Consider the following 12,277-nt stretch of genomic DNA (forward strand, 5'->3'; position numbering starts at 1 on the left):
ATGAAGAAGATCCGACTCTCGTCCACCGCATTGGCCGCCGCGCTCGTCCTGGGCGCCGGCGCACTGCACCTTCCCGCGAGCGCGGCCGACACCAAGGCCAAGAAGATCGCGCTGTCGAACAACTTCGCGGGCAACTCGTGGCGACAGGCCATGCTCAAGAGCTGGGACAAGGTCACCAAGGACGCGGTCGCCAAGGGCGTGGTGGCGCAGGCGCCCAGCTTCACCACCTCGGAGAACCAGGCCACCGAGCAGGCCGCGCAGATCCAGAACATGATCCTGCAGGGCTTCGATGCCATCGTGATCAACGCGGCCTCGCCCACGGCGCTCAACGGCGCGGTGAAGCAGGCCTGCGATGCGGGCATCGTGGTGGTGTCGTTCGACGGCATCGTGAACGAGCCCTGTGCATACCGCATCGCGGTGGACTTCAAGCAGTTGGGCGCGATGCAGATCGACTACTTCGCCAGCCGCGGCATCAAGGGCAACCTGCTCGAAGTGCGCGGCATCGCGGGCGTGTTCGTCGACGACGAGATCCACCAGGGCATCACCGCGGCGGTGGCCAAGCGGCCCGAATACAAGATCGTCGGTTCGGTGCACGGCAACTGGACGCAGACCGTGGCGCAAAAGGAAGTGTCGGCCATCCTCTCGACGCTGCCGCAGGTGACGGCCGTCGCCACGCAAGGCGGCGACGGCTACGGCGTGGCGCAGGCCTTCAAGGCGGCGGGCCGTCCGACGCCCGTGATCTTCATGGGCAACCGGCAGGACGAGCTCGCGTGGTGGAAGGAACAGCGCGACGCCAACAAATACCAGACCATGTCGGCCAGCATCGCGCCGGGCGCCTCGACCTTCGCGTTCTGGGTGGCGCAGCAGATCCTCTCGGGCGCCAAGGTGCCCAAGGAGATGAAGCTGCCGATCAGCGTGGTGACGCAGGAGACGCTGGACGACGCGGTGAAGAAGACCGAGGTCGGCAGCGTGGTGAACGTGGAGTATTCGCAGAAAGAAGTGATCGACTTCCTCGCCAAGGCCAAGTAAGCGGCGATGCAAGTCTCATCGCAAGCTCTGGCGGGCGAAGTGCTGGTCGAGGCCCGCGGCGCGGCGCGCGCCTTCGGGGCCGTGAAGGCGCTGCGCGGCGTCGACCTGCAACTGCGCCGCGGCGAATGCGTGGGCCTGGTCGGGCACAACGGCGCGGGCAAGTCGACGCTGGTCAACGTGCTGTGCGGCGCGCTCGCGCCCGACAGCGGCGAGCTGCGCTTTGCCGGCCGGCCTGCGGACGCATCTGCGTGGAGCCTGCGCGAGGCGCGGCGCTGGGGGCTGCGCTGCGTGTTCCAGGAGCTGTCGTTGTGCGACAACCTCACGCTCGCGGAGAACATGCGCATCGCGCAGCCGCAGTCGGCCGAGTGGGCATGGCGCAAGCGCGCGGGCGCGCAGTTGATGGCCACGCTGGACCGCATCTTTCCGGGCCACGGCCTGCGAGCGGACGACGTGGTGGGCGAGCTGCCGATCGGCAAGCGCCAGATCGTCGAGGTGGCGCGCGCGTTCACACCGGGCGCGCAGCCGCTGGAACTGATGATCCTCGACGAGCCGACCTCCTCGCTCGACGGGCAGGCCGCCGCGCAACTGCTGGCCTACATCCGCAGCTTCGTGGCCGAGGGCAAGACCTGCGTGCTGATCACGCACAAGCTGCGCGAAATTTTCGCGGTGACCGACCGGCTGGTCGTGATGCGCGACGGGCAGGTGGTGCAGGCCACGCCGACCGCGGAGACCGATCGCGAACGGCTGGTCATGGCGATGGGGCAGGCGATCGTCAACGACGCGCCGAAGGCCGACGCCGCAGCGGCCCGCCCGCGCGGGACCGAGGGCGGCGCGCAGGCTGTCGTGCAGGTACAGGCCTCCACGCAACGCGGCATCGCCATGCAAGCCAAGCGCGGCGAAGTGATCGGCCTAGCGGGCCTGGCCGGGCACGGGCAGACCGCGATGCTGCTCGCGCTGCAGGAAGCCTCGCAGCACAAGGGAACGGATGCGATGCGGGTCGATGGCGGCACCGCCTTCGTGGCCGGCGACCGGCAGACCGACGGCGTGTTCGCCCTCTGGTCCATCGCGCGCAACATGACGGTGGGCTGGCTCGCGCAACTGCGCGCGCGCAGCCCGCTGATCGATTTGAAGCGGGAACGACAACAGGCCCAGCAATGGCGCGAGCGCCTGGGCCTGGTCACGCCCGACATGGACCTGCCCATCGGCTCGCTCTCGGGCGGCAACCAGCAGAAGGTGCTGTTCGCGCGGGCGCTGGGCTCGACGGCGCCGGTGATCCTCATGGACGACCCGATGCGCGGCGTCGATGTCGGCACCAAGCGCGACGTGTACGCGCTCATCCGCGAAGAGGCGCGCGGCGGCCGCACCTTCGTCTGGTACACGACCGAGTTCGACGAGTTGCACCACTGCGACCGCGTCTATGTGTTCAGCAACGGGCGCGTGGTCGGCGAACTGGCCGGCGACGACATCAGCGAGGAGCGCGTGGTGGCACTTTCATTCGAGGAGGCCGTGGCATGAGCGCCGCGCCGGGCCGTCCCAAGCAAGCTCGCTCCCGCTTGGCGGGAAGGCACGCAGCGCCAAGGGTGCACCAGTGACCGGCGCCGTTCTGTCGAACAACCGCAGTCCCGCGCGCCGCGTGGCGATGCTGCATGCGCTGCTGCCGGCCGTGGCGCTCGCGCTGCTGCTCGCGGCGGTGTTCCTGAAGCAGCCGCGCGCGATGTCCTACTTCGGCATCAACCTGCTGCTGAACCTGGCGATTCCGGTGATGTTCGCGACGCTCGCGCAGATGATGATCCTGGCGGTGAGCGACCTGGACCTGTCCATCGGCCCCTTCGTGTCGCTGGTCGCGTGCATCGGCGCCACGCTGATGCCGGAGCAGCCCGCGCTGGCAGTGCTGGCGCTGGTCGCGGCGGTGGGCGTCTACGCGCTCGCGGGCGCGGTGATCCAGGCGCGGCAACTGCCGTCCATCGTGGTCACGCTCGGGCTCTCGTTCGTGTGGCTGGGCTGCGCGGTGCTGTTGCTGCCCACGCCGGGCGGCACCGCGCCCGAGTGGCTGCGCGCCGCGATGAGCTGGCGCACGCCGCTCCTGCCGATGCCGATCTGGATGGCCATCGCCACGGCCATCGTGGGCCACCTGCTGATCACGCGCAGCGCCTTCGGCACGCTGGTGCGCGGGCTGGGCGGCAACCCCGGCGCCATTGCGCGCGCGGGCTGGAACATGGTGCGCGTGCGCGCCGGCGTGTATGCGATTGCCGGCGTGTTCGGCGTCTGCTCGGGGCTGATGCTGGTGGGCCAGGCCACCTCGGCCGACGCCAACATCGCCTCGCGCTACACGCTGGTGGCCATTGCGGCGGCGATCCTCGGCGGCGCGGAGTTCGCGGGCGGCAAGGTGGCGCCGGTGGGCGCGGTCATCGGCGCGCTCACGGTGACGCTGGCGGCCTCGTTCCTCACCTTCCTCAACATCGCGCCGGACTGGCAGGTGGGCATGCAGGGGCTGATCCTGGTGGCCGTGCTCGGCCTGCGCGCGGCCATCGACCTGCTGGGAGGCAAGCGATGAGCGCGGCGAACGAAGGCATCGCGCCACCGGTTGCGGCGCCGCGATGGAAGCGCCTGACCGGCAACCGCCCGTGGCTGGGCTCGTGCGTGGCCGCGGTGCTGGCCTGGGCCGCCACGGTGTGGAGCGGGCACGGGCAGGGCTCGGGCGACCTGCTGACCGCGGCACTTGCGTTCTCGGCCTTCACGGTGCTGGTGTCGCTCGGGCAGATGCTGGTGATCAGCGTCGGGCCGGGCAATGCAGACCTCTCGATTCCATCGACGATCGCGCTCTCGGGCGCGGCCGCGATGATCGTGATGGACGGCAGCAACGCGATGCTGGTGCCCGGCCTGCTGGCGGCAACCGCGGTGGGCGTCGGCGTGGGCCTGTTCAACTTCGGGCTGATCCGGCTGCTGCGCATTCCGCCGATCATCGCCACGCTGGCGGCCTCGCTGATCGTGATGTCGGTGGCCATCAACGTGGGGCGCGGGCTCAAGGTCAAGCCTCCTGCGCTGTTCTCGGACCTGATGGCACAGCGCCTGCTCGGCGTTCCGCTGGTGGCGATCGTGGCGCTGGTGGTCACGGTGGCGATCGCCGTGATGCTGGAGCGCACGGTGCTCGGGCGCTCGATTGCAGCGGTGGGCCAGAACCGCCGCGCCGCGCAGCTTGCGGGCCTCAGGGTGGAGCGCACGCGGCTCCTGGCCTACGTGATCTGCGCCGGGCTCGCAGGCCTCACGGGCGCGCTGATCGCCGGCTTCTCGGGCGGCAATTCGCTGGACCAGGGGCAGGAATATTTGCTCATGACCATCGCCGTCGTCGTGATCGGCGGCACGGCCGTGGCAGGCGGGCGGCCCAGCGTGCCCGGCATCTGGGGCGCGGCCATGTTCATGTTCCTGCTGGTGGCGCTGCTCAACGCCGTCGGCGCCGGGCCGGGGCTGCGCATGCTGCTGACCGGCGTCATCATCATCGCGGTCATCGTGCTGGCGAGCGCTCGCCCCGCGCGCTGAAGCAACCCTCACGCAAGGAAAGACACGACACCCATGGCTACCACCCTCCAAGACCTCCCCTTCGGCTTCCTGGACGGCACCGGCTTCGAACGGCTGGATGCGCGCTTCAACACCTGCATCCCCGGCCCCGAACGCGTCGAGCGGCTGTGGACCGGCGCGCGCTGGTGCGAAGGCCCGGTGTGGTTCGGCGCGCACCGCACGCTCCTGTGGTCGGACATTCCGAACAACCGCATGCTGCGCTACGACGAAGTGAACGGCACGGTCGGCATCTTCCGCGAACCGTCGAACAACACGAACGGCCACACGGTCGACCGCGAAGGCCGGCTGGTGAGCTGCGAGCATCTGACGCGGCGCGTGACGCGCACCGAACACGACGGATCGATCACCGTGCTGGCCTCGCACTGGCAAGGCAAGCGATTGAATTCACCCAACGACGTGGTGGTGCATTCGGACGGCGGCGTGTGGTTCACCGACCCGAGCTACGGCATCCTCTCGGACTACGAGGGCCTGCGCGCCGAGAGCGAAATCGGCGCCTGTTACGTCTACCGCATCGACCCCGCGAGCGGCGAGGTCGAGCGCATGGCCGACGACTTCGTGAAGCCCAACGGCCTTGCGTTCTCGCCCGACGAATCGCTGCTGTACATCGCCGATACCGGCGCGAGCCATCTGAAGGACGGACCGCGCCACATGCGCCGCTTCAAGGTGGGCGCCGACGGCCGCAGCCTGAGCGGTGGCGAGGTGTTCGCCGAATGCACCAGCGGCATGTTCGACGGTTTTCGCCTCGATACCGAGGGCCGCATCTGGACCAGCGCGCTCGACGGCGTGCACGCCTACCACCCCGACGGCGCGCTGCTCGGGAAAATCCTGTTGCCCGAGCGCGTGGCCAATGTCTGCTTCGGCGGGCCCAAGCGCAACCGCCTTTTCATCTGCGCGACGACGTCGCTCTACGCCATCACACTGAACGCCAAGGGAGCCTGATCCATGTCCAGAACACTGCCGGCCGAAGGCCTGCAAACCACCGTCGCCCGCATCCTCGAAGCCGCGGGCAGCACGCCCGCCGAAGCGCAGCAGGTGGCCGCCAACCTCGTACTGGCCAACCTGAGCGGGCACGACTCGCACGGCGTGGGCATGCTGCCGCGCTATGTCGATGCGGTGGCCGAGGGCGGGCTGAAGCCCAACGCGGCCGTGAAGGTCAACCTCGACATCGGCACGCTGATGGGCCTGGACGGCCAGCGCGGGTATGGGCAGATCGTCGGCGTGCAGGCGATGGAGCTTGGCATCGCGCGGGCGAAGCAGCACGGCAGTTGCATCTTCACGCTCTCGCATGCGCATCACCTGGGCCGCATCGGGCATTTCGCCGAGATGGCGACGGCCCAGGGGCTGGTGGCGATGCATTTCGTCAACGTGCTGTCGCGGCCCGTGGTCGCGCCATGGGGCGGCGGCGACGGGCGCTTCGGCACCAACCCGTGCTGCATCGGCGTGCCGCTCGCGGGCGCGGAGCCGTTCGTGCTCGACTACGCGACCAGCCGCGTGGCGCAAGGGAAGATGCGCGTGGCGCACAACAAGGGCGAGCAGGTGCCCGACGGCTACCTGATCGACGAGAAAGGCGCACCGACCAACGACCCGGGCGTGGTGGTCGTGCCGCAAGGCAACGGCCTTTTCGGCGCGCTCATGACTTTCGGCGAGCACAAGGGCTACGGTATGGCGGTGGCGTGCGAACTGCTCGGTGGCGCGCTCACGGGTGGCGGTACGTGGCACCGGCCGGCGGACACGGCGCGCTCGGTGTTCAACGGGATGCTGACGGTGCTGATCGATCCGGTGAAGCTCGGGACGCAGAAGGCCTTCGACGAGGAGGCACGCGAGTTCATCGATTGGTTGAGGAAGAGCCCGCCGGGGCAAGGATCCGACGCGGTGCAGATCGCGGGCGAGCCGGAGCGCAAGGCGCGTGCGGCGCGGCGGCAGGACGGGATCTGGGTGGATGACGCGACGTGGGGAGAGATCGTCGCGGCAGGTGCCAAGGTGGGCGTGACGGTCAGCGCCTGATCCTTCTTGCTCCTTCACCCTCTGGGGGAAGGTTGGGATCGGGGCAGGCAGAGCGCCCGATGGGTACGCCGCTTGCCCCCACCCACTGCCCTCCCCCGGAAGGGGAGGGAGAAACACACCTGCGGTCAGCTGTTGCTGCTGTCGTGCGCCGGTTTGCCGATCTGCACGCTCACGTCCTCGCCCTTGATCCTGGCCTGCACCGCCTTGATCGCCTTCTCGAGCCGCGCGCCGTAGTCCGCATCGGCCTGGCGGAAGTAGCTCACGGAGCGGTCGATGATGTCCTGCCGCGTGACCGCGCCCAGGCCACCCGCGATGCTCTGGATCAAGCGCTCTTTCGCAGCCTCGTCCATCAACCGATACAGATCGCCGGCCTGCACGAAGTCGGTGTCGGCCTCGTGTTTCTGCCACTGGTGGCTGCCGGTCCAGCCATGGATTTCCAGCGGCGCGTAGACCGGCTCGTTCGTCTGCTTGGGCGCATCGCTGAAGCTGTTGGGCTCGTAGTTCGGACCGCGCCCGCCGTTGCCGTCGCCGCGCATCGCGCCGTCGCGGCCGTAGTTCTGCGCCGTGGTCGCGTGCGGGCGGTTCACCGGCAGTTGCGTGTGGTTGACGCCCAGCCGGTAGCGCTGCGTGTCGCCGTAGCTGAACAGGCGCCCCTGCAGCATCTTGTCGGGCGAGGGGCCGATGCCGGGCACGAAGTTGGCCGGGTTGAAGGCAGCCTGCTCGATCTCGGCGAAGTAGTTGTCGGGGTTGCGGTCGAGCGTGAGGATGCCGATGTCGATCTTCGGATAGTCCTTGTGCGACCAGACCTTGGTGAGGTCGAAGGGGTTGAAGCGGTAGTTCTGCGCCTCGGCCACCGGCATGATCTGCACCTGCACGCGCCAGCTGGGGAACTCGCCGCGCTCGATGGAATGCAGCAGGTCCAGGTGGTGGTGGTTCGGGTTCTCGCCGCCCACGCGCTGCGCCTCTTCGGCGATGAAGGTCTCGATGCCCTGGTGGGTCTTGAAGTGGTACTTGACCCAGAAGGCCTCGCCCTTGGCATTCACCCACTGGTAGGTGTGCGAGCCGAAGCCGTCCATGTGGCGGTAGCTCTTCGGAATGCCGCGATCGCCGAACAGCCAGGTGAACTGGTGCGTCGCTTCGGGCGAATGCGAGAAGAAGTCCCAGGCGTTGTTGGGCTCCTGCACGTGGCTGTAGGGGTCGCGCTTTTGCGAGTGGATGAAGTCGGGAAACTTGAGCGGATCGCGGATGAAGAAGATCGGCGTGTTGTTGCCCACGAGGTCGTAGTTGCCGTCTTCGGTATAGAACTTGAGCGCGAAGCCGCGCGGGTCGCGCACGGTGTCGGCCGAGCCGAGCTCCAGCGCCACGGTCGAGAAACGGGCCAGCACTTCGGTCTTCTTGCCGACCTGGCCGAGGAACCTGGCCTTGGTCCATTTCGACACATCGGCCGTGAGTTCGAAGGTGCCGAAGGCGCCCGATCCACGGGCATGCACCACGCGCTCGGGGATGCGCTCACGGTCGAAGCGGGCCAGTTTCTCGATGAGGTTGTGGTCCTGCATCAGCACGGGACCGTTGACGCCCGCCGTCTGCGACTGCTGGTTGTTTTCGATGGGAGCGCCGCTTTCGGTGGTGAGCTTGCGGGAATCTGTCATGGGTGCTGTCCTCTGATGAAGTTGTCGGGGTTCATCGATTTTGTCAATGAACATGCCGACATGGCATCAGATTCGGCTATCGCATCGATAGACCCGCGGCCGCGGCGGTCGGGCTCGAAGGCCCGGCCCGCTCAGACGATCAGTGCGATCGTGGCTTCGAGATGTTCGGAGGGCGCGCGGCGAAAGCCCGAGCGTGCAAAGCGCTGCAGTTGCCCGACCACGAAGGCCGTGAGCGCCGCGGCGCGCACCTGTGCGTCGACGGTGGGCGTGGCCGAACCTTCGGCGGTGGCTGCGCCGCGCAGCACCTGGCGCAGCGTGGCTTCGATCTTGTCGAAGAACTGGTTCATGCGCTGCTGCAGGCGCTCGTTCTCGTAGACCAGCGCGTCGCCGACCATGACGCGCGTCATGCCCGGGTTGCGTTCGGCGAACTGGACCAGCAGGGTGAGGATCTTGGCGGCCTGCTGGGCGCCGGTGGCGCCCTCGCGCTCGAGGATCTGGTTCACCAAGGTGAACACGCTCTGCTCGATGAAGTCGATCAGGCCCTCGAACATCTGGGCCTTGCTCGCGAAATGGCGATAGAGCGCAGCCTCGCTCACCTCGAGCCGCGCGGCCAGCGCCGCGGTCGTGACCCGCTCGGCACCGGGCTGCTCCAGCATGGCGGCCAGCGCCTGCAGGATCTGCACGCGCCGCTCCCCCGGCTTCGGACGCTTGCGCGTGGCGGTGGCTGGCGTTTCCGCTGGGGTCTCTACGCCGGGAGCAGCTGTCTCTTCGTTCTGCATGGGAGCGCGTGCAAAGATGTAATCAATTGATTCTCGCACAGCACACGCAGTGAGCACGCGCCCTCCTGCTCGAAGGCGCAACCGGTACCACCCAAAGCTCGCACAGAATCCATTCCTTTGACCAAAGCATATAGAGACCCTCATGAGTCGACGCGTCCTGGTTACTGGCGGAGCTGGCTTCATTGGCAGTCACACCTGTGTGGCGCTTGCAGCCGCGGGGTACACGCCGGTGATTTTCGACAATCTTTGCAACAGCGACATCCGGGTGCTCGAGCGATTGCGGCAGATCACTGGCAGTACGCCGCAACTGATAGAAGGCGATGTTCGCGACGAAGCCCTGCTGGCACGCGTGTTTGCCGACGAACCCTTCGCAGCCGTGATTCATTTCGCTGGACTCAAGGCGGTTGGCGACTCAGTGGCCGACCCGCTCACGTACTACGACAACAACGTGCGCGGCAGCGTGGCGCTCGCCTTGGCAATGCAACGCGCCGGAGTTAATACCTTGGTTTTCTCTTCGTCCGCAACGGTGTATGGACAACCTGACCATTCACCGATTCCGGAAGATGCGCCTCTGCGCCCGGCCAATCCCTATGGGCGTTCCAAGCTCATGGTGGAGCAGGCCCTGTCCGATCTGCACCGCGCCCAGCCTGGCTGGCGCATCGCGCTGCTTCGCTATTTCAATCCGGTAGGCGCCCACGAAAGCGGATTGATCGGCGAACACCCGCAAGGCAAGCCCAACAACCTGATGCCCTTCGTTTGCCAGGTGGCCGTGGGGCAACGCGAAAAGTTGCAGATCCACGGAGGCGACTATCCCACGCCGGACGGCACGGGCGTGCGCGACTATGTCCATGTCATGGACCTGGCCGAAGGGCACGTCGCGGCCTTGATGCACGCGCGAACCCGAGCGGGACTTTCCATTCTCAATCTGGGCACCGGACAGGGAGCCTCAGTTCTGGATGTCGTGCGTGCTTTCGAGCGGGTCAGTGGACGTGCATTGCGATTCGACATCGGCCCGCGCCGCCCGGGCGACGTCCCTGCGTACTGGAGCGATCCCTCCCTTGCCAAAGCGACGCTCGGCTGGCGCGCCGGCCGCAGTCTCGAGCAGATGTGCGCCGACAGTTGGCGATGGCAGCAAGGCAACCCCCGCGGCTACGACTGAGATCGGCGGCGCCTCGGACGGGGGGCATGAAAAGTCGAGGAAGGCCTCCCGCGGAGGCGGGCGCTTTATGCCTTTGGACATAAGTCACACTTCTACTCGCACAAAAGGCCTTTCACTCCATTGCGATCCGCGAAGAGGCGGTTCAGGGCCGCTATGCTTTGCGAGCCCCGACGCGGCATCCGTCATGTCAAGAAAAAGACTGACGGGATCGGCGGTCGAAGTCGGGCAACGCATGGGAGTGATAACAATGATTGACCAGTCGAGGCAGGCGGGTTGGGCCGCTGCATGTCGATATTCGCAGATTGCGGATGACACATACGATTCATGGGTGGCCGCGGATGCGCCGCCGCTCGATTCAGATACCCAGGCGCTTCGCCTGGAACTGGCGAACGCGGCATCGCGACACACGGTCACGCTCGCTGTTGCAGACGCTGGGAGTGACGAGGCGCTGAGCGCAACGTTGGCCTCGCTTGCCGGACAGGCCATCCGGAATTTCGACACCTTGGTGGTTTGCCAGCCCGCACGCGAAGCGGCCGTTGCCCGGATTCTGGCAACTCTGACGCCAGGTCTGCCGAACGCGTGGACCATCGCCGCCGTCGACATCCTCCCCTCCTTCGAACTGGAGCAACTCGCACTCGAACGGGCTACGGGCCGCTACTTCGGCGTTGTCTTCGCCGGTGATCGGCTCGCGCCCATGGCTGTGGCGGCGATGCAATCCGCGCTGGTGCGCTGGCCGGATGCCGTGCTCGTGTACTCGGACGAAGATTGGATAGACGAGCACGATCGGCGTCTCAAGCCTCGATTCAAGTCAGCTTGGGACCCCGAGGCTCAACTCGGCTTCGACCTGCTCGGCAGCCTCTGCCTCATCGAACGCACGCATGCGTTGGAAGCAGGAGGCTTTCGGGCGGTGCGCTGCCTCGCGGCCCACTACGACCTGCATTGCAGGGTGGCCCTCCCACTGCCCAGCAATCAGATTCGACACGTCCCTGCTGTCCTTTATCACCGCCGAGTTCCGCCTCTCGTGAGCGCCCAGGAGATGCAAACCGCCATCGCGGCTTATTCCGAGGCAGCCCGCCAGGTAGCGGCTGATGCCGGAGCCGCCCAATCGGGAGGCCCCGTCGATATCGCACCCTCACCTGTGGCCCCGTTCGTCAATCACGTGCGCCGTCCCGTGCCCACACCTGCGCCCAAAATCAGCGTTCTGGTGCCGACGCGGGACCGCGCAGTGCTGCTGCGGAACTGTCTGCGTGGGCTGCTGGAGAAAACGGACTATCCAGACTTCGAAGTGATCGTTCTCGACAACGACAGCGTCGAACCAGCAACCATGGCTCTGTTTTCCGAACTGAAGGGCGATCCGCGTGTACGCGTGCTTCGAGCTCCCGGTGCATTCAACTTTTCGGGAATCAACAATCTTGGTGTGCGCGCAACCACCGGGGAGGTACTGCTCTTTCTCAACAACGACATCGAGGTGCTGCACGGAAGCTGGATGAGGGAGATGGTCGGCGAGGTCATGCGTCCGGATATCGGCTGCGTGGGAGCAAAGCTCCTTTATTCCGACGGCACGATTCAGCATGCTGGCGTGCTCCTCCAGGCTGGGCCGTTGGCGATGCATGTCTGTCGTACAGACGACGCCATGGCGGCAGGAACCGATGGCCGCCTCGCAGGCACGCACGGCTACCTGGCAGTCACCGGGGCGTGCCTTGCAGTGCGCCGTTCGGTGTTCGACGCAGTCGGCGGATTCGATGCCGATCACCTGCCAGTGGCGTACAACGATATCGACCTGTGCTTGAAGGTCAGCGACGCGGGGTATCGCAACATCTGCACGCCGTTCGCGTCGCTGTTGCATCTCGAAAGCGCATCGCGCGGCCTCGACGACTCGCAGGAAAAACAGGCGCGTGCACGCAGCGAAACGAATCACATGCGCCTGAAGTGGGGCGACCGTTTCGATCAAGATCCCTTCCATAACCCGAACCTGCACCTCGAATGGTCAGCGGGCGAACGCCTGGCATCGAACGCCCGTCAACCTTGGCTTCTGGCGCGCTGACAAGCGTTTTCACAGGCAACAGAGCTCGGCGCCGTTC

At 66.8% G+C, this 12,277-nt stretch carries 10 protein-coding genes; 8 read left to right on the plus strand and 2 right to left on the minus strand.

Features of this window, described 5'->3' with window-relative positions; translation table 11 throughout:
* From BM133_RS28760 to BM133_RS28785, 6 genes are all read left to right on the plus strand, one after another.
* Positions 1-1,029, plus strand: a complete 1,029-nt coding sequence (locus tag BM133_RS28760; protein WP_093441713.1) for an ABC transporter substrate-binding protein — start codon at positions 1-3, stop codon at positions 1,027-1,029.
* 6 nt (positions 1,030-1,035) lie between these two features.
* Entirely contained in the window at positions 1,036-2,544 is a 1,509-nt protein-coding gene (locus BM133_RS28765) for a sugar ABC transporter ATP-binding protein (protein WP_093441716.1), read from the plus strand.
* A 124-nt stretch (positions 2,545-2,668) separates the two neighbouring features.
* Positions 2,669-3,583 carry an ABC transporter permease gene (locus tag BM133_RS28770; RefSeq protein ID WP_177224976.1) on the plus strand — a complete coding sequence of 305 codons (915 nt, stop codon included), beginning with the start codon at positions 2,669-2,671 and terminating at the stop codon, positions 3,581-3,583.
* Complete coding sequence (locus BM133_RS28775; RefSeq protein WP_093441718.1) at positions 3,580-4,566, plus strand: ABC transporter permease; 987 nt, start codon at positions 3,580-3,582, stop codon at positions 4,564-4,566. Before BM133_RS28770 ends, BM133_RS28775 begins: the two co-directional genes overlap by 4 nt.
* 33 nt (positions 4,567-4,599) lie before the next feature.
* Positions 4,600-5,544, plus strand: coding sequence for an SMP-30/gluconolactonase/LRE family protein (locus BM133_RS28780; protein WP_093441721.1), 945 nt, complete (start codon positions 4,600-4,602; stop codon positions 5,542-5,544).
* A gap of 3 nt (positions 5,545-5,547) precedes the next feature.
* On the plus strand, positions 5,548-6,609 hold the full coding sequence (locus BM133_RS28785; protein WP_093441723.1) for a malate/lactate/ureidoglycolate dehydrogenase: 1,062 nt from the start codon (positions 5,548-5,550) through the stop codon (positions 6,607-6,609).
* 125 nt (positions 6,610-6,734) lie between these two features.
* Here the strand turns inward: BM133_RS28785 and BM133_RS28790 are convergent, their stop codons facing one another.
* Together BM133_RS28790 and slmA are read right to left on the minus strand one after the other, a co-directional pair.
* The gene (locus BM133_RS28790) at positions 6,735-8,258 is read right to left on the minus strand and encodes a catalase (RefSeq protein ID WP_093441726.1); all 1,524 of its coding nucleotides are present in this window, start codon (positions 8,256-8,258) and stop codon (positions 6,735-6,737) included.
* Between the two features lie 131 nt (positions 8,259-8,389).
* On the minus strand, positions 8,390-9,037 hold the full coding sequence (slmA, locus tag BM133_RS28795; protein WP_093441728.1) for a nucleoid occlusion factor SlmA: 648 nt from the start codon (positions 9,035-9,037) through the stop codon (positions 8,390-8,392).
* A 142-nt stretch (positions 9,038-9,179) separates the two neighbouring features.
* On the opposite strand from slmA, the gene galE reads away from it, so the two are divergent.
* The gene (galE, locus tag BM133_RS28800; protein WP_093441731.1) at positions 9,180-10,196 is read left to right on the plus strand and encodes a UDP-glucose 4-epimerase GalE; all 1,017 of its coding nucleotides are present in this window, start codon (positions 9,180-9,182) and stop codon (positions 10,194-10,196) included.
* A 247-nt stretch (positions 10,197-10,443) separates the two neighbouring features.
* On the plus strand, positions 10,444-12,240 hold the full coding sequence (locus BM133_RS28805; RefSeq protein ID WP_093442040.1) for a glycosyltransferase family 2 protein: 1,797 nt from the start codon (positions 10,444-10,446) through the stop codon (positions 12,238-12,240).
* Positions 12,241-12,277 lie beyond the last annotated feature (37 nt).

The organism is Variovorax sp. 770b2, assembly GCF_900115685.1.
Taxonomy (GTDB): Bacteria; Pseudomonadota; Gammaproteobacteria; order Burkholderiales; family Burkholderiaceae_C; genus Variovorax.

What these genes read in the sequence shown, in the direction of transcription:
- BM133_RS28770 (WP_177224976.1), top strand. Translation starts at nt 2,669, where the DNA reads ATGCTGCATGCGCTGCTGCCGGCCGTGGCGCTCGCGCTGCTGCTCGCG.
- BM133_RS28780 (WP_093441721.1), top strand. Translation starts at nt 4,600, where the DNA reads ATGGCTACCACCCTCCAAGACCTCCCCTTCGGCTTCCTGGACGGCACC.
- BM133_RS28760 (WP_093441713.1), top strand. Translation starts at nt 1, where the DNA reads ATGAAGAAGATCCGACTCTCGTCCACCGCATTGGCCGCCGCGCTCGTC.
- BM133_RS28805 (WP_093442040.1), top strand. Translation starts at nt 10,444, where the DNA reads ATGATTGACCAGTCGAGGCAGGCGGGTTGGGCCGCTGCATGTCGATAT.
- BM133_RS28775 (WP_093441718.1), top strand. Translation starts at nt 3,580, where the DNA reads ATGAGCGCGGCGAACGAAGGCATCGCGCCACCGGTTGCGGCGCCGCGA.
- galE (WP_093441731.1), top strand. Translation starts at nt 9,180, where the DNA reads ATGAGTCGACGCGTCCTGGTTACTGGCGGAGCTGGCTTCATTGGCAGT.
- BM133_RS28790 (WP_093441726.1), bottom strand. Translation starts at nt 8,258, where the DNA reads ATGACAGATTCCCGCAAGCTCACCACCGAAAGCGGCGCTCCCATCGAA.
- BM133_RS28785 (WP_093441723.1), top strand. Translation starts at nt 5,548, where the DNA reads ATGTCCAGAACACTGCCGGCCGAAGGCCTGCAAACCACCGTCGCCCGC.
- BM133_RS28765 (WP_093441716.1), top strand. Translation starts at nt 1,036, where the DNA reads ATGCAAGTCTCATCGCAAGCTCTGGCGGGCGAAGTGCTGGTCGAGGCC.
- slmA (WP_093441728.1), bottom strand. Translation starts at nt 9,037, where the DNA reads ATGCAGAACGAAGAGACAGCTGCTCCCGGCGTAGAGACCCCAGCGGAA.